The organism is Allokutzneria multivorans (genome assembly GCF_039537405.1).
GTDB lineage: Bacteria > Actinomycetota > Actinomycetes > Mycobacteriales > Pseudonocardiaceae > Allokutzneria > Allokutzneria multivorans.
In genome coordinates, this window is record NZ_BAABAL010000005.1 from 814988 (window position 1) to 836374 (window position 21387).

Annotated in this window: 23 protein-coding genes and 1 tRNA gene; 7 read left to right on the top strand and 17 right to left on the bottom strand. The window is 70.4% G+C overall.

Annotation, left to right across the window (positions count from 1 at the left end; genetic code table 11):
• Positions 1-111 precede the first annotated feature (111 nt).
• The gene (locus ABD798_RS07830; protein ID WP_344872141.1) at positions 112-1065 is read right to left on the bottom strand and encodes a DUF5926 family protein; all 954 of its coding nucleotides are present in this window, start codon (positions 1063-1065) and stop codon (positions 112-114) included.
• 20 nt (positions 1066-1085) lie between these two features.
• Entirely contained in the window at positions 1086-1958 is an 873-nt protein-coding gene (locus ABD798_RS07835) for a glycerophosphodiester phosphodiesterase family protein (RefSeq protein ID WP_344872143.1), read from the bottom strand.
• A 41-nt stretch (positions 1959-1999) separates the two neighbouring features.
• Between ABD798_RS07835 and ABD798_RS07840 the strand changes: the two genes are divergently transcribed.
• The gene (locus tag ABD798_RS07840) at positions 2000-3238 is read left to right on the top strand and encodes a cytochrome P450 (protein ID WP_344872145.1); all 1239 of its coding nucleotides are present in this window, start codon (positions 2000-2002) and stop codon (positions 3236-3238) included.
• Between the two features lie 153 nt (positions 3239-3391).
• Here ABD798_RS07840 and ABD798_RS07845 read toward each other — a convergent pair whose 3' ends face one another.
• From ABD798_RS07845 to ABD798_RS07895, 11 genes are all read right to left on the bottom strand, one after another.
• A complete protein-coding gene (locus tag ABD798_RS07845) occupies positions 3392-4291 on the bottom strand; it encodes a DUF4328 domain-containing protein (RefSeq protein WP_344872147.1) in 900 nt (299 codons plus the stop codon).
• Positions 4292-4296: 5 nt separating this feature from the next.
• Positions 4297-4620, bottom strand: coding sequence for a rhodanese-like domain-containing protein (locus ABD798_RS07850; protein ID WP_344872926.1), 324 nt, complete (start codon positions 4618-4620; stop codon positions 4297-4299).
• 64 nt (positions 4621-4684) lie between these two features.
• A complete protein-coding gene (locus ABD798_RS07855; protein ID WP_344872149.1) occupies positions 4685-5551 on the bottom strand; it encodes a hypothetical protein in 867 nt (288 codons plus the stop codon).
• A gap of 13 nt (positions 5552-5564) precedes the next feature.
• Complete coding sequence (locus ABD798_RS07860) at positions 5565-6092, bottom strand: SigE family RNA polymerase sigma factor (protein ID WP_086818572.1); 528 nt, start codon at positions 6090-6092, stop codon at positions 5565-5567.
• 118 nt (positions 6093-6210) lie between these two features.
• Entirely contained in the window at positions 6211-7842 is a 1632-nt protein-coding gene (locus ABD798_RS07865; protein WP_344872153.1) for a solute symporter family protein, read from the bottom strand.
• Positions 7839-8189: a DUF485 domain-containing protein gene (locus ABD798_RS07870; RefSeq protein ID WP_425549175.1), complete on the bottom strand. Its 351-nt coding sequence runs from the start codon at positions 8187-8189 to the stop codon at positions 7839-7841. The genes ABD798_RS07865 and ABD798_RS07870 overlap by 4 nt, the downstream gene beginning before the upstream one ends.
• A 176-nt stretch (positions 8190-8365) precedes the next feature.
• On the bottom strand, positions 8366-10186 hold the full coding sequence (locus ABD798_RS07875) for a sodium/solute symporter (RefSeq protein ID WP_344872155.1): 1821 nt from the start codon (positions 10184-10186) through the stop codon (positions 8366-8368).
• 16 nt (positions 10187-10202) lie between these two features.
• Positions 10203-10697 (bottom strand): DUF485 domain-containing protein, encoded by a 495-nt coding sequence (locus ABD798_RS07880; protein WP_344872157.1) that lies wholly within the window; start codon positions 10695-10697, stop codon positions 10203-10205.
• Complete coding sequence (locus tag ABD798_RS07885) at positions 10694-11530, bottom strand: LytR/AlgR family response regulator transcription factor (protein WP_344872160.1); 837 nt, start codon at positions 11528-11530, stop codon at positions 10694-10696. Before ABD798_RS07885 ends, ABD798_RS07880 begins: the two co-directional genes overlap by 4 nt.
• A gap of 140 nt (positions 11531-11670) precedes the next feature.
• Positions 11671-12540, bottom strand: a complete 870-nt coding sequence (locus tag ABD798_RS07890; RefSeq protein WP_344872162.1) for a S49 family peptidase — start codon at positions 12538-12540, stop codon at positions 11671-11673.
• Between the two features lie 21 nt (positions 12541-12561).
• Positions 12562-13773 (bottom strand): sensor histidine kinase, encoded by a 1212-nt coding sequence (locus ABD798_RS07895; RefSeq protein WP_344872164.1) that lies wholly within the window; start codon positions 13771-13773, stop codon positions 12562-12564.
• Between the two features lie 145 nt (positions 13774-13918).
• Between ABD798_RS07895 and ABD798_RS07900 the strand changes: the two genes are divergently transcribed.
• From ABD798_RS07900 to ABD798_RS07910, 3 genes are read left to right on the top strand one after another with little or no spacing between them, the layout of a single operon-like run.
• Positions 13919-14671: a (Fe-S)-binding protein gene (locus ABD798_RS07900; protein ID WP_344872166.1), complete on the top strand. Its 753-nt coding sequence runs from the start codon at positions 13919-13921 to the stop codon at positions 14669-14671.
• On the top strand, positions 14653-16083 hold the full coding sequence (locus tag ABD798_RS07905) for a LutB/LldF family L-lactate oxidation iron-sulfur protein (protein WP_344872168.1): 1431 nt from the start codon (positions 14653-14655) through the stop codon (positions 16081-16083). Before ABD798_RS07900 ends, ABD798_RS07905 begins: the two co-directional genes overlap by 19 nt.
• Positions 16076-16696, top strand: a complete 621-nt coding sequence (locus tag ABD798_RS07910; protein ID WP_344872170.1) for a LutC/YkgG family protein — start codon at positions 16076-16078, stop codon at positions 16694-16696. The genes ABD798_RS07905 and ABD798_RS07910 overlap by 8 nt, the downstream gene beginning before the upstream one ends.
• Here ABD798_RS07910 and ABD798_RS07915 read toward each other — a convergent pair whose 3' ends face one another.
• The 3 genes from ABD798_RS07915 to ABD798_RS07925 all read right to left on the bottom strand — a co-directional run bounded on the left by ABD798_RS07915 (position 16697) and on the right by ABD798_RS07925 (position 19071).
• Positions 16697-17563 (bottom strand): Fpg/Nei family DNA glycosylase, encoded by an 867-nt coding sequence (locus ABD798_RS07915; protein ID WP_344872172.1) that lies wholly within the window; start codon positions 17561-17563, stop codon positions 16697-16699.
• 155 nt (positions 17564-17718) lie between these two features.
• Entirely contained in the window at positions 17719-18156 is a 438-nt protein-coding gene (locus tag ABD798_RS07920; protein WP_344872174.1) for a DUF983 domain-containing protein, read from the bottom strand.
• Positions 18157-18375: 219 nt separating this feature from the next.
• Positions 18376-19071 (bottom strand): TetR/AcrR family transcriptional regulator C-terminal domain-containing protein, encoded by a 696-nt coding sequence (locus ABD798_RS07925; RefSeq protein WP_344872176.1) that lies wholly within the window; start codon positions 19069-19071, stop codon positions 18376-18378.
• A 52-nt stretch (positions 19072-19123) separates the two neighbouring features.
• Here ABD798_RS07925 and ABD798_RS07930 point away from each other — a divergent pair, with 52 nt between their 5' ends.
• The 3 genes from ABD798_RS07930 (at position 19124) to ABD798_RS07940 (ending at position 20593) form a co-directional block, all read left to right on the top strand.
• On the top strand, positions 19124-19867 hold the full coding sequence (locus ABD798_RS07930; protein WP_344872178.1) for an alpha/beta fold hydrolase: 744 nt from the start codon (positions 19124-19126) through the stop codon (positions 19865-19867).
• A 77-nt stretch (positions 19868-19944) separates the two neighbouring features.
• A tRNA-Gly gene (locus ABD798_RS07935) sits at positions 19945-20016 on the top strand.
• 163 nt (positions 20017-20179) lie between these two features.
• On the top strand, positions 20180-20593 hold the full coding sequence (locus ABD798_RS07940) for a PPOX class F420-dependent oxidoreductase (RefSeq protein ID WP_344872180.1): 414 nt from the start codon (positions 20180-20182) through the stop codon (positions 20591-20593).
• Here the strand turns inward: ABD798_RS07940 and ABD798_RS07945 are convergent.
• A complete protein-coding gene (locus ABD798_RS07945) occupies positions 20580-21365 on the bottom strand; it encodes a crotonase/enoyl-CoA hydratase family protein (RefSeq protein WP_344872182.1) in 786 nt (261 codons plus the stop codon). The two genes, ABD798_RS07940 and ABD798_RS07945, sit on opposite strands and share 14 nt — an antisense overlap.
• Positions 21366-21387 lie beyond the last annotated feature (22 nt).

The window sequence follows — 21387 nt, forward strand, 5'->3', positions numbered from 1 at the left end:
CCGTGTGTGCCGTCAGGGGGGACACGCGGTGAGATCCGCGAAGGTTGCCTCCGGATACCAAAAAGATGCCGGGCGCTCCCCCGAAGAGCGCCCGGCGTCCACTGTTCCAGGTCAGCGCAGGGTGACCTGCCTGCCGCGCAGACCGTCCCTCGAGCGGCGCTCGGCGTCGGTCAGCGGCTCGCTGTCGATCGTGGCCAGCGCGGCGTCCAGCCGCTTGCCCAGCTCGGCGACCGGCTGCTCCCACTCCTTGGCGTGCATCTCCCTGTCGATGTCCCAGACGGGAACGAGCAGGCCGTGCGCGCGGAAGCAGCCCGCGTAGCGGGTGTTCTCGCCCAGGTCCAGCTCGCCCTTGGCGGACAGGCGGGCCATCGCGGCGAGCAGCTTCTCCTCCGGCTCCGGCCGGACCCAGCGCACGTGCGCCTTGTCGCCCGCGTCCACCCAGTAGGCGGCGGTGACGCCGGCGACCCGCTCGGTCGGCATGATCGCCTCGTTGGCCCGCTGGAGGGACAGCGCGACCTCGCCGGTCGGCTCGTCCTCGCCCGGGATCCACCAGCCGAAGTCGGCGTGCACGCTGACGTCCAGGCCCGCGCCCTCGGCCAGCACGTCCTGGAGCCTGGCCTCCTCGCGCGCGTCGGCGGCCACGGTGAGCACGTCGCCAGGCTCGGCGGTCAGCGCCCAGCGGATCGAGCGGCCCAGGTCGGCGCTGATGTCGCCGGAGCGCGTCTGCACCTGCATGCCGACGAACGCCTCGCCGTCGCTGCGGACCAGCGCGGCCGCCGCCATCGGCAGCACGGTGGCCAGCGTGACCTTGCGCTCGCCCGCCTCCTTGAGGGACAGCGGCGCGGTGGCCGACGGCACGAACTCGCGCAGGGCGATCAGCTCGCACTCGGCCGCAAGGCCCTCGAACGGCCGGGTGGTGATCACGTCGGCGGGTCCGTAGGACGAGCCGTGACAGGCCTTGTAACGCTTGCCGGAGCCACAGGGGCACGGCTGACGGGCGTTGACCGCGCCCTCGACGGCGTCGCTTCCGCGACCCTTGCGCTTGGCCGCTGCGCGCTTGGCCACCGGTCCTCCTCGACCTCGACTCACTTCGGTTTCGCGACCGTAGTCGACCCCTCCCGGGCCAGCAGCGACCGGGTCGCCGAGGGCGAATCCGTTGCCAGGTACCGCACGCCGAGCTCCGCGCACAGCAGCACGTCCTCCGGCTCGTTCACCGTCCAGCAGTAGGTCGGCCGGCCCCGCGCGGCGGCGCGCCCGACGAAGCCCGGGTCGGCGCGCAGCTTGCGGATGCCCGGCCCGAGGATGTCCGCCCACGGCGGCAGCTTCCTCGGCGGGCCCGCGGTCAGCAGCACCGTCGGCACCGCGGGCGCCAGGCGCTTCACCCTGCGCATCGCGGCGGAGGAGAAGGACATGACGACCGCACCGGCGGCGTCCAGGCTGAGCGGGCTCGCCTTGCCGTAGCGGGCCAGCAGGCGCACCAGCTCGCGCTCCACCCTGCCGCCGTAGCGGATGGGGTGCTTGGTCTCGATGAACAACCGCACCGGCCGGTCGTGGTCGGCGACCATCGCCAGCAGCGCGTCCAGGGTCAGCACGCCGATCTCCGGCTCCGCGCCCGACCAGCTGGCGAAGTCCAGCTCGGCCAGCTCGGCGAGCATGTGCGTGCTGACCGGCCCGGTGCCGTCGGAGGTGCGGTCCAGCAGCCGGTCGTGGACGCACACGAGGTGGCCGTCCCCGGTCAGCCGGACATCGCACTCCAGCCCGTCCGCGCCGTCGGCGATGGCCAGCTCGTAGGCGGCACGCGTGTGCTCGGCGCGGTGGGCGGAGGCTCCTCGGTGGGCGACGACCTCGGTCTCGGGGTGCACACCGTCGATGGTGCCAGTGCGCCGAGCGGGCGCGAGGCGCTCGGCGGCGACCCGCGAGCCGACCGGAGTGACGGCGCACACCCATAGGTACCGCACCGTTGGACTATCGCAACCTTGGCGACTTACCGTCGGTAATCATGAGCCAGGCATACTCCCGCGACTGGTCGACCGGATCGGATGAACCGCCCTTCGATCCGAGGGACGAACGGTTCATCCTGAACCCGTACCCGGCGTTCGCGGAGCTGCGCACGCGCGGCGAGGTGCACTGGCACGGCGGCCTCGGCATGGCCGTCGCGGTCTCGCACTCGGCCTGCTCCTCGGTGCTGCGGCACCGCTCCCTCGGCCGGATCTGGGCGGACGCGCTGCCCGCCGACCGGTTCACCGCGTTCAACCTGCTGCACCGCAACTCGCTGCTGGAGAACGAGCCGCCCACGCACGGCAGGCTGCGCAAGCTCATCTCCGCCGCGTTCGGTCGCGGGCACGTCGAGCGCCTGCGCCCGTGGGTCCGGAACCTGGCCGACAACCTGGTCGCCGACCTCGCGGACAGCATCAGCTCCGACGGCGCCGGTGACCTGCTCGCGCACGTGGCCGCGCCGCTGCCGATCCAGGTCATCGCCGAGCTGCTCGGGGTGCCCGACTCCGACCGGGGACTGCTCCAGCCCTGGTCGAACTCGATCGTGAAGATGTACGAGTACGGCCTTCCCGACGACCAGCGCGACATCGCCGAGCGCGCCGCCGCCGAGTTCGTCGCCTACCTCCGCGAACTCATCGCGCTGCGCCGCCGCCGCGCGGGCGACGACCTGGTCAGCGACCTCGTGGCGGTGACCGACTCCGACGGCGCGCGGCTGACCGAGGACGAGCTCGTCGCCACGGCGGTACTGCTGCTGATGGCCGGGCACGAGGCGACCGTGAACGTCGTCGGCAACGGCGTGCTCGCGCTGATGCGCCACCGCGACCAGTGGGACCGCCTCGTCGCCGACCCCGGCCTGCTGGAGACCGCCGCCGAGGAGCTCATCCGCTACGACTCGCCGTTGCAGCTGTTCGAGCGGACCGCCACCGAAGAGGTCGAGATCGCCGGCCACGTGCTCCGCCCCGGCGAGAAGATCGCCGCGCTGCTCGGCGCCGCCGCCAGGGACCCGCTCGTCTTCGCCGAGCCCGACCGCCTCGACATCACCCGCTCACCCAACCCGCACCTGGGCTTCGGCATGGGCATCCACTACTGCCTCGGCGCCCCGCTCGCCCGCATCGAGATCGTCGCCGCCCTGGAGGCCCTCACCACCCGCCTGCCCCACCTGGAGCTGGCCGGAGAACCCCTCCGCCGCTCCGAGTTCGTCATCCGGGGCCTCCGCGCCCTCCCCGTCACCACCCCCGCCTAGCCGCCCACCGCCAACGCCCCGAACGACCCGTTCAGTGCGTTGAGGGAGCTGAACGGGTCGTTTGGTGCGCTCAAGTACCTGAACGACCCGTTCAGCGCGTTCAACGCACCAAACCCGGCGTTGGCGCGCGTGGGGTGGGGGTAGCCGCGAGGGTCAGCGGCGGTGGGTGGTGGAGCGGGGGCGGCGCTCGGGGGTGGGCGCGCCGTCGACGCGGACGACGAGCATGCGGTGCGCGGCGGCGTTCTCCATCGGGGAGAGCAGCGCGGTGATGCTGGTGATCACCCGGACGCTGAGCACGGCGACGGCCACGGCGGCGGAGTCGGTGAGGATGCGCAGCACCACGCCGTCGGCCTGGGCCTGGACGCCGGAGCGCAGGCTCCAGAGCAGCGTGACGGCGGCGAGCACCAGTCCCCCCACCCAGGTGATCCACCAGACGCGCAGCTGCCTGGACGGAGTGGGCCTGCGGTCGGCGGGCTCGCCGAGGGCGGCGTGCTCCAGCTCCGTCAGCGTGGAGCCGGGGATGCTGAGGTTGGGGCCGGGCAGCAGGCCGACGAGCACCTGCCAGTCGGGCCGCGCGGGCGCTCTGCCGGTGGCCTCGGCAGCCGCCTGGCGCGCGCGCAGCAGCCACAGCACGGCGGCGGTACCGGCGACGAGCGCGGTGACCGGGGCGAGCACGCCCGCGGTGATCACCAGGGCGTCGGAGGCCTTGAGCCAGCCGTAGGAGAGCACGGCGGAGCGGCTGATCAGCAGCATGACGTAGCGCCACAGCTCGGCGACGGCGGCGAGGCCGCACGCGAACGAGGTGACCCACAGCAGCGTGGTCGCGGTCCCGGAGAGCACGCGCATCCGCTCGGCGGGGCTGACCCGGGGGGTGGTTCCCGGGACCGACATCTGCCAGCGCCACGGCAGCGCGGGCAGACCCCACCTCGGCGGAGCCGGGTAGGACGGCGGCCCGGTGTAGCGGGGCGGCTGCTGGCGGCGCTGCCGGTACGGGCGCACGGGAACGGGCGGACTGGCGACCCAGTCCACCGCCATCGGACGACCCGGACGCATGGTGCTCAGATCACCTCGGGCTCGGCGCCGGAGTCGGCGGCGAGCGGCTTGCCCACCGCCTGCCAGCGCTGCATTCCACCGGCGACGTTGATCGCGTCCCACCCGTTCTGGTTGAGGAAGGCCACCGCCCGCGCGGAGCGGCCGCCCATCCGGCAGACCACGTGCAGCTCGCCGTCCTCGGGCAGCTCGGAGAGGCGTTCGGCCAGCTCGCCCAGCGGGATGTGCAGCGCGCCGGGGGCGTGGCCCGCGTTCCACTCGTCGTGCTCGCGGACGTCGAGCAGCGTCACGTCCGCGCCGAGCTCGGTGACGTCCACAGTGGGCACCTGCATGGGGTTCACACCGCAGATGCTGCCATGCCACCGCGTATCGCCGCAGTGAACCTGCGGCAACCAGCTAGCCCAGGGCCGCGAGGTTGCTCAACAGGTCGACGATGACGTTCTCCGGCAGCGCGACCAGATCCGCTTTGCGCCCGTCCTTCGGCAGTGTGGTGCGGAACGCCAGCGACATCTCGTAGCCGGTGATCTGGTACCAGCGGCCGGACGGCGTGAACACGCGCAGTCCTTCGGTGGAGGCCTGGACGACGGCGCCGCCGGGCAGGTTCAGCCAGTGCATCTTCTGCGCGCAGCCGCCCGCGACCGCCGAGGCGTAGTACTCGGCGGCCTGCGCCAGCGGTCCGCCGTAGCGGCCCGCCGCCAGCGAGAACGTGCGCTGGAGCTGCTTGTCCTTGCTGTAGACCGCGACCTCCGCGAGGCCTCGGTTCACGTTGACCCACGTCTTGCTCAGCACCTGCACGGTGTCGCCCTGGTAGTGCTTGGCGAGCCCGTTGAGCAGCACCGGGAGGTACTTCTCCTCCGGGAGCACCTCGCGCCCGCTCGCGACCGGCAAGCTGATCTGCTGGCAGACGGGAGCGCGCGCCTCCGGATACCTCGGGGTGGGCGCGGGCGAGACGTAGATCGGCTCGTGCACGGACCAGCCGGGGCGGGGCGACTCCGGCAGCGGCACCGGCGGGGTGGAGACGACCGGGCCGGCGGGCGGCAGCCGCTCCCCGTCCGCGCCGAGACCGAGGTTGCCGAGCGCGGAGGCGCCGACGCCGATCCCGACCACGGCGACGATCGCGCTGGCGACGGTGCCGATCCTGGTGATCAGCACGCGTCTGCGTCCCCTGCGGATCACCTCCTCCACCCTGGTTGCCGGTGGTGGCGCCGCGCCGTCGACGACGCGCTGCAGCGCCGCACGCAGGTCCTGTTCGTCATCCCACATGTCGATCACCTCCTCAGCAGCCCGCCCGCGTCGCCGGGTGCAACGCAGGTGTGTTTCCGTCGCCGGGACCGTACGCCTGGCGAAGGGCTTGCAGCCCTCGTGATGTCTGGCTCTTGACGGTGCCCGTCGTACAGCCGAGCACGTCCGCAACCTGCTCAACGGACAGATCCTGGATGAATCGGAGCACGATGACCGCACGTTGGCGTGGCGGCACCTTCTGCAACGCGGCGAGCAGCGCGGGCCGGTCCTCGATCGCGCCGGTGTCCTGGACCACCGGACGCTCCGGTGGTGACTCGGTGGGCTCTTCCCGTGCCCGGCCCCTCCGCTTGGTGTCGAGGAAGGTCCTGGTCAGCACGGTTCGCAGGTAGGCGTCGGCTGTCTCGGACCGAACCCGGCGCCAGTGCGCGTAAACCTTGACGAAGGCGTTCTGGGCCAGCTCCTCGGCCTCGTTCCAGTTGCCGCACAGCGCGTACGCGATGCGTCTGGCGAAGTCGAACCTCGCCGAGAAGAACTCGGCGAACTCGTCGTCGCGCCGCGTCAACCCGCTCCTCCTCCGCCGTGTCGTCACCGGGTAATACGCGGTGGCGGCCCGTGGGGTTGCACACGTGGGACGGCCCCGTCAGCTGGTGCTGACGGGGCCGTCTCGACGAGGGGCGAACTCAGTGGTCGATGGCCTTCTCGGCGCCCGCGCCGGTGAGCGCGCGCACCTCCATCTCGGCGTACTTGGCCGCGTTCGCCTTCTCCTTGCTCAGCACCGTGCCGAGGTAGCCGAGCAGGAAGGACAGCGGGATCGAGACCAGGCCCGGGTTGTCCAGCGGGAACCAGTGGAAGTCCACGCCCTGGATCATCGAGGCGCTCTTGCCGGTCACCGGGTCGACGGGCTTGCCGGAGACCACCGGCGAGAACACGATCAGCACCACCGTGACGGTCAGGCCGCCGTAGATGCTCCACAGCGCGCCCGCGGTGTTGAACCGCTTCCAGAACAGCGAGTACAGGATCGTCGGCAGGTTCGCCGAGGCCGCGACGGCGAAGGCCAGTGCGACCAGGAACGCGATGTTCTGCCCGTTGGCCAGGATGCCGCCGAGGATGGACAGGATGCCGATGACCACCGCGGTCCTGCGGGCGACCCTGACCTCCGCGTCCTTGTCCTCGACGACGCCCTTCTTGATCACGTTGGCGTAGATGTCGTGCGCGAAGGAGGCCGCCGCCGTGATCGTCAGACCCGCGACGACCGCGAGGATGGTGGCGAAGGCGACCGCGGCGATCAGGCCGAGCAGCAGCGTCCCGCCCAGTTCGTAGGCGAGCAGCGGGGCGGCCGAGTTCGCCGCTCCGGGAGCCGCCTTGATCTTGTCGGGGCCGACGATGGCCGCCGCGCCGTAGCCGAGGACCAGCGTGAACAGGTAGAAGATGCCGATCAGCCAGATCGCCCAGACCACCGAGCGGCGGGCCTCCTTGGCCGTGGGCACGGTGTAGAAGCGCATCAGGATGTGCGGAAGGCCCGCGGTGCCGAGCACCAGCGCGAGGCCGAGGGAGAGGAAGTCGAGCTGGGTGAGCCCGGTCTTGCCGTACTGCAGACCCGGGTTGAGCAGCTTCTCGCCCACCTTCGGGCTGTTCTCCACGGCCGCGCCGAGCAGCGAGGACAGGTTCACCCCGTACTGCGCGAGCACCCACAGCGTCATCACGGCGGCGCCGGTGATCAGCAGGACCGCCTTGATGATCTGCACCCACGTGGTGCCCTTCATCCCGCCGATCAGCACGTAGACGATCATCAGAACGCCCACGACCGCGATCACGCCCGCCTGCGCCCAGCTGTCGGTGACGCCGAGCAGCAGGGCGATCAGGCCGCCCGCCCCCGCCATCTGCGCGAGCAGGTAGAAGAAGGACACCGCGAGGGTGGAGATCGCCGCGGCGGTGCGCACCGGGCGCTGGCGCATCCGGAAGCTGAGCACGTCGGCCATCGTGTACTTGCCCGTGTTCCGCAGCAGCTCCGCGACCAGCAGCAACGCCACCAGCCACGCCACCAGGAAGCCGATGGAGTACATGAAGCCGTCGTAGCCGTTGAGCGCGATGGCCCCGGCGATGCCGAGGAAGGACGCGGCGGAGAGGTAGTCACCCGCGATGGCGATGCCGTTCTGCGGCCCGGTGAAGGCCCGCCCCGCCGCGTAGTAGTCGGCGGCGGACTTGGTGTTCTTGCTCGCCCGGAACACCACCACCAGCGTGATCACCACGAAGGCGGCGAAGATGCTGATGTTCAGCCACGGTGATCCCGCGACGGTCTGTGCGAGGTTCACGCGTCCTCCTTCTCGACCCTGCGCCGCAGGTCCTCGGCCAGCGGGTCGAGGTTCTTGTTCGCGTGCCGCACGTACAGCGTGGTGATGAGGAAGGTGGAGACGAACTGCAGCAGGCCGAGCACCAGGCCGATGTTGATGTTGCCGATCACCTTGACGCTCATGAAGCCGTGCGCGTAGTCCGCCAGGATCACGTAGAGCAGGTACCAGCCGAGGAACAGCGCGGTCATCGGGAAGACGAACCGCCGCAGCCGGCGACGCAGGTCGCCGAACTCCGGGCTGGCCTGCATGGCGGCCCAGTCCTCCTGGCTGGGCTCACCACCGCTCGCAGACCGCTCAGTGGAACTCACGGAACCTCCCCGTTCTGATGGGATGTTCATGTTTTCCGGGGACCGTATCCGAGAGCTGTGTCACGTATAAACGGGACGTGCCCAATCGTTGGGATAGCCGGGCCGAATGGTCGACGACCGGATGAAAGACTGGTCCGAACGGACCTAGAAACGGGCCCTGATCAGCGGGAAAGCGCCTACTTGCGCTGCCGCCGACTGGCCCAGCCGGTCAGCGTCGTCGAGGTCCGCTTGGACACGTCGACGGGTGGCTGGGCCTTGTTCCCGAACTGCTGGACGTCGCGGTCCTTCGTGAATCCCAACCGATCGGGGGCGTGCATCCGCAACATCACCTGAGCGACGTCCTTGGGCACGCTGCGGTAGGACAGCTTGCTGAAGAACCACATCGACAGGAACGAGAGCGGGACGCTGATCATCCCGGGCTGCGCGACGAGCGAGTTGACCCAGCCGCTCGTCGAGGTGGTGGCCAGGACGTAGGTGGTGGAGGCGAGCACGACCCCGCCGCCGGTGAGGATGCCCATGGTGGCGCCGAACGGGGTGAGCCCCCGGTACCAGATGCCCAGGATCAGCAGCGGGCAGAACGTGGACGCCGCCAGGCACAGCGCGAGGCCGACCGACTGCGCCGCGCCGAGGTTGGGGAACAGCAGCGCGCACACGATCGGCACCAGCGAGCCGAAGATCGTCGCCAACCGGAAGTCCCGCACGCGTCCGGGCAGCACGTCCGTCGAGAGCACGCCCGCCACGCTGACCAGCAGGCCGGAGGAGGTCGACAGGAACGCCGCGAAGGCCCCCGCCGCGGTCAGCGCCGCCAGCAGCTGGCCGAACCAGTTGTTCAGCATCGCGCTCGGCAGCAGCAGCACGGCGGCGTTGTCCTGGCCGGTGACCAGAAGCTCCGGCACGTACAACCGGGAGAGCCCGGCGAAGATCAGCGAGAACAGGTAGAAGCCGCCGACGAGGACGAGCACGTAGAGCGTGGTCGTGCGCGCCGAGGAGCCGTCCGGGTTGGTGTAGAAGCGGACCAGCACGTGCGGCAGCCCCATCGTGCCGAAGAACGTCGCGAACATCAGCGACCAGATCTCCAGCACCTGGGGCCAGCCGCCGGACATCGGCCGCAGCCAGCTGGCGTTGTCGGCGGCGGCGGTGGTGACCGACGGGACCGGGGCACCGGCCGGGAAGATCAGCTGGGTGCCCTTGTCGACCGACTTCACCGTGCCTGCGGCCCAGATCGCTCCGCCGTCCACCGGGGCCCCGTCGATGGAACCCCGTGCCTTCAGGGACACCGGCTGCGAGACCTGGAGCCGCACCGCGGTCTTCACGTCGACCGTGGTCTCCCTGGCGAACGCGGGAGGCAGCGGCTCGGACAGCGAGCGGTAGTCGGCCCTGTTGTCGCCGAGGAAGACGAAGAACAGCACGAACGCCGGGAACGCCAGCGCGAACAGCTTCAGGTAGTACTGGAACGCCTGGACCAGGGTGATCGCCCGCATGCCGCCGCCGACCACGTTGATCGTGACGGTGATGGCGACCGCGAGCCCGCCCAGCCACGCGGGCACTCCGGTGAACGTGGACAGCGTCAGGCCGGCGCTCTGGAACTGCGGCACCAGGTACCACCAGCCGAGCAGCACGACGACCGCCGTGCACAGCCTGCGCAGGCCGAGCGAGCTGAGTCGCGCTTCGGCGAAGTCCGGGACCGTGTACGCGCCGGAGCGCCGCAGCGGCGCGGCGACGAACAGCAGCAGCGCGAGGTAGCCGCCCGCGTAGCCGAAGGGGTACCAGAGCCCCGTCGCGCCCTTGGTGAACACCAGCCCGGCGACACCGAGGAACGACGCGGCGGAGAGGTACTCGCCCGCGATGGCCGCGGCGTTGGCGTGCGGCTTGATCGTCCGGCCCGCGACGAGGAAGTCCGGCGTGGTCTTGGACCTGCGGCCGCCGTAGACGCCGACGCCGATGGTGAGCGCCATCGCGAGGATGACCCCGCCCAGCGCCCAGTTGTTCTGCACCATCGCGTCCGCCTGGCCTTCAGTCTTCGACCATGCCGGTGTACTGGTTGGCGAACTTCGCCTCGTTGCGCTCGACGGCGCGGTTGTAGACCATGCCGACGGCGACCATGAACGGGTAGGCGAGCCCGCCGACGAGCAGCCAGGGCAGCCGGATGCCGAAGATCACGGCCTCGCCGATCTCCGGGACCATCACGAACAGCACCGGCAGCCCCGCGTAGAGCCCCAGCACCAGGCCCGCCAGCGCGATGGCGATCTTGAGCTGCCTGCGGACCAGCTCCTTGACCACGCTCTCGGCGATCGGGGTGTCCTGGCCCTCCAGCTGGGCCATCGGCCGCAGGATGCGCCGCGCGCCGCGCCGCTCGGCGAGCACGACCTTCACCCGCCGCTTGCCGCGCAACGGGTACGTCGGCTCGTCCTCCGCGGAGTCCTCGTGCCCGTCCTGCCCGTTGCGCGTGTGCTCCTGCGCGCCAGGACCCAGCCCGTCCAGGGGGTCCTGGCCGTGCGGGAAGCTCACCGCTGGCCCCAGTTGTTCTTGGGCGCGCGGACCAGGCGGTCCTTCAGTTCCCTGGTGTGCCTGCGGCTGACCGGAAGCTCGGGCGCTCCCGCCTCGTTGCCCAGCCGGACTGTGTAGCCCGACGACACCATCTTCAGCTCGGTGATCAGCGGCAGCGCGACCAAGTACGAGCGGTGGATGCGGACGAAGCCCGCGTCAGCCCACTTCTCCTCCAGCTGCGCCAGCGGGATGCGCACCAGGTGGCTGCTGCCGTCGGAGGTGTGCAGCCGCGCGTAGTCGCCCTGGGCCTCCACCCATCGCACCGAGGAGCGCGGGATGAGCTTGGTCGTCCCGGCCAGCTCGACCGGGATGACCTCCTCCTCGACCGGCTCGGCGACGGCGGCGGCAGCGGTCTCCAGCTGGGCGGTCAGCTGCGTGCGCTCGACCAGCCCGAGCACGCGCTCGATGCGGTCCTCGCGCGGCGGCTTCACGATGTAGTCCAGCGCGCCCAGCTCGTAGGCGCCCAGCGCGTACTCCTCGAAGCCGGTGATGAACACCAGCGCGGGGGCGGGCTGCACGCCGACCATCAGCCTGGCCAGCTCCATCCCGGACAGGCCGGGCATCTGGATGTCCGCGAAGACGGCGTCGACCGGCGCGATGTTGTTGCGCAACCGGTGGTGCACCTCGGGATCGGCGCCGCGCAGGATGCTCAGCGCCTCGGTGGCGTCGCCGGCCAACAGCACTCGCCGCACCCGCGGATTGGAGTCCAGCAGGTACCCGATCTCGTCCAGGTTGTTGGGCTCATCGTCGATGGCCAAGACGATGAGCCCCGCTGGCTTTCCGTTCGTACTCACAGTGACGCCATATCCTGCCGATCGCCCAGGTCTGATGTCCACGACCAGTGTCGGGACAACAGGGTGACAGATCGCAGACGTTAGCCCAACACACGGTCATCCCGCGCCACCGCTGCACCGCACCGTTACCGGCGCCGGGGTCACAGGCCCAGTCGGGACCACCACGCGCGGTGCTCGACGGCCTCGACGGCGCCGAGGATCTTGTCGGCAGGGGAACCGAACAGCGCGCTCGCGCCGATGCCGAGCTTGGCGAGCAGCGGTTTCTTCGGCTCGGTCACCGCGATCTCCGCGCCCTTCCAGCGCTTGGTGACCACCTGGCGCAGCGTGCCGACGCCGTCGATCAGCCCGAGTTCGGCCGCCCTCGCGCCGAGCCAGACCTCGCCGTTGAACAGCTCCTCGTCCGTCCCGCGCAGCTTGTCCCCGCGCCGCTGCTTCACCCAGTCGGTGAACTGCCCGTGGAGCTGGTCGAGGATGCCGCGCAACCACACGACGTCCTCGGCCTTCTCGGGGCTGAACGGGTCGAGCCGGGACTTGCTGGTGCCCGCGGTGTGCAGCCGTCGCTGCACGCCGAAGCGCTCCAGCACGTTCTCCAGCCCGAACCCGGAGTTGATCACGCCGATGGAGCCGACCATGGAGGTGCCGTGCGCGTAGATCTCGTCGGCGGCGCAGGCGAGCCAGTACCCGCCGGAGGCAGCCGTGTCCTCGCAGAAGGCCAGCACCGGCACCTTCTTCTCGTCGGCCAGCTCGCGGACGCGCCCGGCGATCAGCGCGGACTGCGTCGGCGACCCGCCGGGCGAGTTGATCAGCAGCGCCACCGCGGCGAGCCGGTCGTGCTCGAAGGCCTTGGTCAGCGCGGAGTCCAGGCTCTGCAGGTTGAGCGCGCCCCGCGCCATCGGCGACGGGGTGGGGGTGATCACCCCGTGCAGGCGGACAACGGCGACGACGGGCGCGCGTTCGCCCTGGTTGCCGAGGATGGGCAGTCGGGCGGCCAGCTTCTCGGTCACGCTCATGCCATCGACCCTACGGAAGGATCAGCCCACGGGCGCGGGCGGCGGCGCGTGCACGCCGACGGCGAACTTCGGCACCCGCAGCACGACCTTGGTGCCCGCGTTGAGGTTGGTCTCCACGACCAGGCCGTAGTCGTTGCCGAAGGCCCTGCGCAGCCGGTCGTCCACGTTGCCGAGCCCGACGTGCGCGCCGGTCATGTGCGCGTTGTCGGTCGCCTCGCGCAGCCGCTGCGGGTCCATGCCGACGCCGTCGTCCTCGACGCTGATCATGGCCTCGGCGCCGTCGTCGATCGCGGCCACCGTGACCGTCCCGCCGCCCGGCTTGCTGGCGAGGCCGTGCCGCACCGCGTTCTCCACCAGCGGTTGCAGCGTCAGGAACGGCACGACGACGGGCAGTACCTCGGGCGCGATCTGGAGCTTCACGTTGAGCCGGTCGTTGCCGTAGCGGGCGCGCTCCAGCGTCAGGTAGCGGTCGATGTTGCGCAGCTCGTCGGCGAGCGTCACGTACGGCCCGGCGTTGCGGAAGGAGTAGCGGGTGAACTCCGCGAACTCCTGCAACAGGTCCCGGGCCTGCGAGGGATCGGTGCGCACCAGCGAGGAGATCGTGGTCAGCGCGTTGTAGATGAAGTGCGGCGAGATCTGCGCACGCAGCGCGCGGACCTCGGCGATGGCCAGCCGCTCGCGGGACTCCTGGAGCTCGGAGAGTTCGAGCTGCGTGACGACGTAGCGCGCGCCCTCTTCAGCGGCGCGCAGCAGACGTTTGCCGCCGATGCCCGCGACCACGACCATCGCGCCGACGATGGAGCCGTCGACCTCGAGCGGGTAGGCGACCGCGTGCCGCATCGGGCACTTGTTGATCTCGCAGTCCATCGTGCCGTGGTTGGCCAGCGCGGGTTTGCGGTCGTTGACCGCGATCGCGACGATGTCGCGCAGGTCCTCGAAGTGGTAGTTCGCCTCGCCCGCCCAGGACAGCGGTTCGCCGTCGGGGTCGACGAGCGCGACCGCGACGCAGGCCAGCAGTTCGCGCAGGTGCGGCGTCGCCTGGTCGGCCGAACGCACGGAAAGTCCTTCGCGCAGCGCGGGTGCCGCCTGGGTGACCCGGTGCAGCGCGGTCAGCGTCGCGTCCTCGACGGAGGTGCTGACGCGCCGGGCGCGGCAGAGCATGACGAAGAGCGCGAGCACGGCTATGCCCGCGATGCTCCCCATGATTGCTCTGTCGGTGAGCAGCTCACTCACTCGCTCATGCTCCGCTGTGACGGCCCCGCAAGGCAACTGTCCTGGCGCACTGAAAACTGTGCCGAATGGATGAACCCGGCTCGTGCCCGATGTGGTCGGTGCTTCCTGTTGAACATTACGGTACCGCCGGGAGAGGGTGTCCGGTGTGCGAACTCTCGATGGAACAGCCGTTCGAGTCGCGCTCTTCGCGACCTGCCTCGCCGACACGCTTTTCCCCGAGACGGCCAAGGCCACCGTGCGCCTGCTGGAGCGGCTCGGCTGCGTCGTGGACTTCCCGCAGGCCCAGACCTGTTGCGGGCAGATGCACTTCAACACCGGATACCGCGATCAGGCGCGGCCACTTGCGGACAACTACACCCGCGTCTTCTCCAGCTACGACGCGGTCGTCATACCCTCCGGTTCATGTACGGGAATGGTTCGCGAGGTCTATCCCGACCTGACGGGTTCCCCGGCCTCCCAGGCGATCGCCAACACCTACGAGCTGTCGGAGTTCCTGGTCGACGTGCTCGGCGTGACCGATGTGGGCGCGTATTTCCCGCACCGCGTGACCTACCACCCCACGTGCCACTCGCTGCGCATGCTCGGCGTCGGTGAGAAACCGTTGCGGCTGCTGGAGAACGTGCGCGGTCTGGATCTGGTGGAACTGCCCGACGCCGATTCCTGCTGCGGTTTCGGCGGCACGTTCGCGCTGAAGAACGCCGAGACCTCCACCGCGATGCTCGGCGACAAGATGAGCTGCGTGCTGACCACGCGCGCGGAGGTCGTGACCGCGGGGGACAGCTCCTGCCTGATGCACATCGGCGGTGGCCTGTCGCGGCTGCGCACCGGCGTGCGGCCGGTCCACCTCGCCGAAATCCTGGCCAGCACGGAGGAGGACCCGTGGCGCGCAACCCGGTGACCTGGCTCGGCACCCCCGCTTTTCCGGTCGCGGCGAAGAAAGCGCTCACCGACACGCAGCTGCGCCGCAACCTCCGCAAGGCCACCACGACGATCCGGGGCAAGCGCGCGCTCGCGGTCGGTGAACTCCCCGACTGGGAGGACCTGCGCCGCGCGGGCGAGGCGATCAAGAACGAGGTTCTGTCCAATTTGGACAGTTACCTGGAACGGCTCGAACAGTCGGTGACCGCGCGCGGCGGGATCGTGCACTGGGCGCGGGACGCCGCCGAGGCCAACGAGATCGTGCTGCGGCTGGCCAAGGCCGCCGGCGCCGACGAGGTCGTGAAGATCAAGTCCATGGCCACCGCGGAGATCGGCCTCAACGAGGCGCTCGAAGCCGGTGGGGTCACGGCGATCGAGACCGACCTCGCCGAGCTGATCGTGCAGCTGGGCAAGGACCGCCCGTCGCACATCCTGGTCCCCGCGATCCACCGCAACCGCTCGGAGATCAAGGAGATCTTCCGCAGGGAGATGCCGGGTGCCCCCGATGACCTGACCGACGAGCCGCGTGAACTGGCCGAAGCTGCACGCGCGCACCTGCGGCGGAAGTTCCTCACCGCCAAGGTCGCGGTGTCCGGCGCGAACTTCGCCGTCGCCGACACGGGCTCGGTCGTCGTGGTCGAGTCCGAGGGCAACGGCCGCATGTGCCTGACCCTGCCGCAGACGCTGATCACCGTGATGGGCATCGAGAAGCTCGTGCCGTCGTGGCGCGACCTCGAAGTGTTCCTCCAGCTGCTCCCCCGCTCCTCCACTGCGGAGCGGATGAACCCCTACACCTCGGTGTGGACCGGTGTCACGCCAGGCGACGGCCCGCAGGAGTTCCACCTGGTGCTTCTGGACAACGGCAGGACCGCCACGCTCGCCGACGAGGTCGGTCGCGCGGCGCTGCGCTGCATCCGGTGCTCCGCGTGCCTCAACGTCTGCCCGGTCTACGAGCGCACGGGCGGCGGCGCCTACGGCTCGGTCTACCCCGGCCCGATCGGCGCGATCCTCACCCCGCAGCTCATGGAGAACTTGCAGGACAAGCAAACCGCGTCACTGCCGTTCGCGTCGTCGCTGTGCGGAGCGTGCTTCGACGCGTGCCCGGTCCGCATCGACATCCCCAAGATCCTCGTGCACCTGCGCGGAAAAGTGGTGTCCGCCAAGCGAAAGCGCGGTCCGGAGGCGGTCGCGATGTCCGCGCTGGCGTGGGTGATGCGCGACCCCAAGCGCTTCGCCGCCGCCCAGCGCGCCGGCTCGCTCGGTCGTTTCGTCGCGAAGGGAGGGCGCATAGGAAGGCTGCCGTGGCCCGGCTCGAAGTGGACCGACTCGCGCGATCTCCCCGTTCCCCCGGCCGAATCCTTCCGCGCGTGGTGGAGGCGAACCCGTGGCTAGCTCAGCCCGCACCGAAGTGTTGCGCCGCATCAAGAGCGCCCTGCGCGACAACCCCCAGCCAGCGCCGATCCCTCGCGACTACGACGTTTCCCGAGATCTCGGCGATCTCATCGACGTGTTCGCCGAGCGCGTCGCCGACTACCGCGCGATCGTGCACCGCGTCCGCGCCGAGCGGTTGACCGTGTGGATCGACGGCCTGCTCGAAGCCCGTGGCGCGCGCCGGATGATCGCGCCGACCGACCTGCCAGAGGACTGGCTGAGCCCCGATGTGGAGTGGCAGCAAGACTCCCCGCCGCTGTCGATCGATGCGATGGACTCCAGCGACGGCGTGCTGACCGCCTGCGCGGTGGGCATCGCCGAGACGGGGACGATCGTGCTCGACGCCGGGGTCGGCCAGGGCAGGCGCGCGCTGACGCTGCTCCCGGACTACCACCTGTGCGTGGTGCGCGCGGAGCAAGTGGTCGGCACGGTGCCGGAAGCGTTGGCGCGCTTGGACCCCGTCCGCCCGCTCACGTTCATCAGCGGTCCGTCCGCCACCAGCGACATCGAGCTTGACCGCGTCGAGGGCGTGCACGGTCCGCGCACCCTCGAAGTGATCATCGTCGACCAGTAGCTACTTCAGCAGCCGGTCCATCCGCCGGTCCGACAGCGGTTTGCCGCCGGTCTGGCACGTCGGGCAGTACTGGAAAGCCTTGGTGGCGAAGGAAACCTCGCGGACGGTGTCGGAGCACACCGGGCACGGCATCCCCGCGCGCCCGTGCACGCGCAGCCCGGAGCGCTTCTCGCCCTTGAGCCGCGCCGCCGCCTGCCCGACCGAGCGCTCCACGGCGTCGGTGAGCACCTGGCGCAGGGCCGCGTACAGCTCGTCGATCGCGTCGTCCTTGAGCTTCTTGCTGGTCGCGTAGGGCGAGAGCCGCGCGGTGTGCAGGATCTCGTCGGAGTACGCGTTGCCGACGCCCGCGAGCGTGGACTGCTCGACCAGCACCGTCTTCAGCCGCTCGGAGCGGTTCTTGAGCAGCTCGGCGAACTCGTCCCTGGTGATCGCGAGCGCGTCCGGCCCGAGTCTGGCGATGCCCGGGACCTCGGTCGCCGGGTCCTCGACGACGTAGACGGCAAGCCGCTTCTGCGTCCCGGCCTCGGTCAGGTCGAACCCGGGCCCTTCGCCGGGCGGACCGAGGTGCACGCGCAGCGCCAGTGGTCCCTTGCCCGGCTTTGGCGGTGCTGCGGCGAGCGTGTCCGCCCACCTCAGCCACCCCGCCCTGGACAGGTGCGTGACCAGGTGCAGGCCGTCGCAGTCCAGGTCGAGGAACTTGCCGTGCCGGGCGGCGCCCGTGACGGTGCGCCCGTGCAGCGCGGTCCACGGCGGGCTGACGGTCTTGAGCACGGTCAACGACGCGACGTCGACCCTGCGCACAGTGCGTCCGGTGGCGTGCTCGCGCAGGTGGTGCGCGAGTGCCTCGACCTCGGGAAGTTCAGGCACCCGCCCAGTCTGACCCAAGCACTCCGCCCGCGCACGCAGTCACGCGTAACCACCAACCGCCCAACACCGGCACAGCTACGTACCCAATGTGGCATTTGTTGCACTTAACGAAACAAATGCCACATTGGGTACGAAAACGCGGAGCGGGCCTGCGGTCAGTCGATGGGTTGGAGGGGGCCGTCGACGGCGGGCGTCGAGTAGACCTCGATGTCCCTGGCGATCTTGGTGGTCTCCTGGTGGGCGGCCATCATGCCGCGCACCGCGCCGACCCAGCGTTCGGGACCGTGTTCTTCGAGGTCACCGGGGGTCTCGGCGACCACGGTCCACTGCCTGCGCAGCGCCCAGCGGGCCGGGAAGAACAGGATGAGCATCGCCAGCGCCAGCAGCAGCCAGAACGGGATGATCACGTCGCTCGGGGTCCACGCCACCAGGACGGCGACCAGGCCCACGACGATCACCGCCATGACGATCCCCGAGGTCCGCCCGGCGTTGACGTCGTGCTCGAACTCGTCGACCCCGGCGGGGTTCGACCACTCGATATGGGTGCGCACGGTCCACATCCGACCGTCCGCTCCTCGAACCAACCGCGTCATCAGCGCCTCCTCAGCCGTCGGCACCGGTCACGCTGGTGCCACGACTCACCGAGCGCTCTGTGTCTGTAACGGTACCGCGACGCACGTAGGCCCCGCGGGTGAAACTGGCTAGCACCGAACCTCCGGGCAAACGGCTGCGAGCGGTGAGCATCACGCGGGGATTCTGCCGCGAGTAACCCCCTCTTGGCACGTGCGGGTGAGGCAAAGACCGAAAGTCGATCACTGACCAGCAACATCCACTGCGCGCAACTCGTCCGGCCGGGCCTCGCGGGCGAGCGCGGCGGCGGTGCCGTCGACCAGCACCCGCAGCCCGTGCTCGAACGCCTCGTCGCCGCCCGCGCTCCCGCCCGCGCCGATCGCCAGGACCAGCGCCGACCTCATCCCGCCCGGCACCACCCGCGCGAGCCCGCCAAGCCGGTCGTCGGTGTCCGGCACCGCCCGGTCGACCGCGGACTGCTCCTGGAGCGCGAAGCCGTTGATGAACTGCGAGGCCGCGGTGATCGTGCGCAGCGCCAAGACCGGCGTGAACCCGCGGCCGACCATCGCGGTCAGCTCGTCGTTGAACAGCCGGATCGTCTCCTCGCTGAGGGCGGCCGAGCCGGACACCACGCGTGCGCCGTCGCGGTGGACCAGCAGCGACCGGCGATAGGAGCGGCAGCGGCGGAGCAGCCAGTCCTGCCAGCTCTCGTCCTCGCGCGGCGGCCCCATCCCCGCGGAGAGGACGATCGCGTCGGCCATGCCGTCGAGCAGCTCCTGCTTGCTCTTGACGTGCCAGTACAGGGCGGGCGACTGGACGCCCAGCTCCGTGGCCAGCCTGCGCACGGTCAGCCCGTCGAGCCCGACCTCGTCCAGCAGCCGCAGCGCCGTCTCGATCAACACCTCCCGGGTCAGCCCGGGTTTCCTCGTCGCGCTCATCACTTGCCACCTTAGCAGCGCTAAGCTAACTTAGCATCGCTAAGGAGGAGCCATGGACACCACGATCCTGCTCATCGGCCCGGGCCTGGATGACGGCACGAGGACCGCGAAGCTCGCAGAACACCTGGCCGGACGGTTCCGCGTGCTGACCATGCGCCGCCGCCAGTACCGGCCGGAGCTGAAACCCGGCAACGCGCCGTGCTCGATCGCCGAGGAGGTCGAGGACGTCCTGGAGCTGGTCAAGGACGTCGAGGGGCCGCTCGTCGTCTACGGCCACTCCTCCGGCGGGATCGTCGCGCTCGAAGCGCTCGTCGCGGCTCCGTCGAGGTTCACCGCCGCAGTGATCTACGAAGCGCCCGTGGTGCTCGGCCCACCGCTGGGCGGCGAGGCCCTCACTCGCGCCCGCGCAGCGCTGGCCGAGGGCAAACCGGGTCGTGCGCTGGCGATCTTCATGCGCGACACCGTCGGGCTGCCCGGGTGGCAGGCGTGGCTCATCGGCAAGGTCGTCGCGCTCGCGCCGCAGTACCGGGCGCTCGTCCCGCACCAGATCGACGACCTCGAAGCCATCGACCGGCTCGGCGCCCGCCTCGACGAGTACTCGCGCGTTGCCGTGCCGACCCTGCTCGTCGGCGGAGACCGAAGCCCCGCGCACCTGGCTCAGCGGCTCGACGCGCTTGAACGCGCGCTCCCCCGCGCCGACCGCCTTGTGCTGCACAAACAGGGTCACTCCGCCGACGTCAAGGTCCCCGCACGCCTCGCCGAGGCCATCTCGGCGTTCGTGGACAAGGCGAGGTAGCCGACCCCCGTTGGAATCTCGCTTCCCGCATCCGTTAGAGTTCCTGACATCAGCCGGACACCAAGTCGGTTGGAAATGCGGATGTAGCGCAGTGGTAGCGCATCACCTTGCCAAGGTGAGGGTCGCGGGTTCGAATCCCGTCATCCGCTCAAAGGCCAGAGTGTTCGGCGGCTTCGCCGTCTTCCCTCTGGCCTTCATGATTTTGGGGGGTCGAACCCCCCACACCCCCCACGGTGCGGGCTCCTGCGGCACCAGCCCCCGTGCGCTTAGCTGAACCAGCATCGTTCCCTGGTTGGGCATGGAGTGGTTGTCATGGACCTCGAAGCGGCGTTGGGCGTTGTCCGGGAACAGCACCGAGCAGTGCTGGCGACGGTGCGGCGGGACGGGACGCCGCAGATGTCACCGGTGCTCGCCGGGGTGGACGCGGACGGGCGCGTGGTGGTGAGCACCCGCGCCGCGGCGGCGAAGACGCGGAATCTCAGCAGAGATCCACGCGCGTGGTTGTGCGTGCTGCCGGACGGGTTCTTCGGGCGCTGGGTGCAGGTCAGCGGCTCCGTGGAGATCGTCGAGCTGCCCGAGGCCATGGACGGACTGGTCGAGTACTACCGCGCGGTGAACGGCGAGCACTCCGACTGGGACGAGTACCGGGCCGCGATGACCGCCGAGGAGCGCGTGCTGCTGCGGATCACCTTGACGGAGGCAGGCCCCTCGCTCAGCGACCGGTGAAGCTGGCCTTGCGGCGCTCAACGAAGGACATCACGCCTTCCTTGGCGTCGTCGGTGGCCATGAGCTTCATCAGGCCGGGCACGAGGTTGGCGATCGCGGCGGCCTCGCCCTCGGTCGCGGCGGTGCGAGCGGAGCCGATGGTGGCCTGGACGCCGAGCGGGGCCTGCTCGCAGATGCGCTCGGCCAGCTCGATCGCGCGGTCGAGCTGCTCGCCGGGCGCGACGACCTCCTGGACGAGGCCGATGCGCAGTGCCTCGGCGGCGTCGAACTCGTCGCCGGTGAGCAGCCAGCGCATGGCGTTGCCCCAGCCCGCGACCTGCGGGAAGCGGATGGTCGCGCCGCCGAACGGGTAGATGCCGCGCTTGATCTCGATCTGTGCGAAGCGGGAGTCCTCGGCTGCGATGCGGATGTCCGAGGCCAAGAGCAGCTCGATGCCCAGCGTGAGCACCCAGCCCTGCACGGCGACGACGACGGGCTTGGTCCTGGGCAGGCCCTGCGTGCCCCACGGGTCGGTCGAGCCCTCGGGCAGCGGGAACCCGGCGTCGACGATCTTGGGCGCCACCTCGGCGAGGTCGAGGCCCGCCGTGAAGTGCTCGCCGTGCGCGAAGACGACGCCCGCCCACAGCTCGGGGTCGCGCTCCAGCTCGGTGTAGGCCGTCGCCAGCTCGGCGAGCATCGTCGAGGTGAAGGCGTTGCGCTTGTCCGCCCGGTTGAAGCCGATCAGCAGCACCCGGCCCCTGCGCTCGGTGGTGATCAGTCCCGTCCCCGACATGAAGAACCTCCAGGTTACCGGC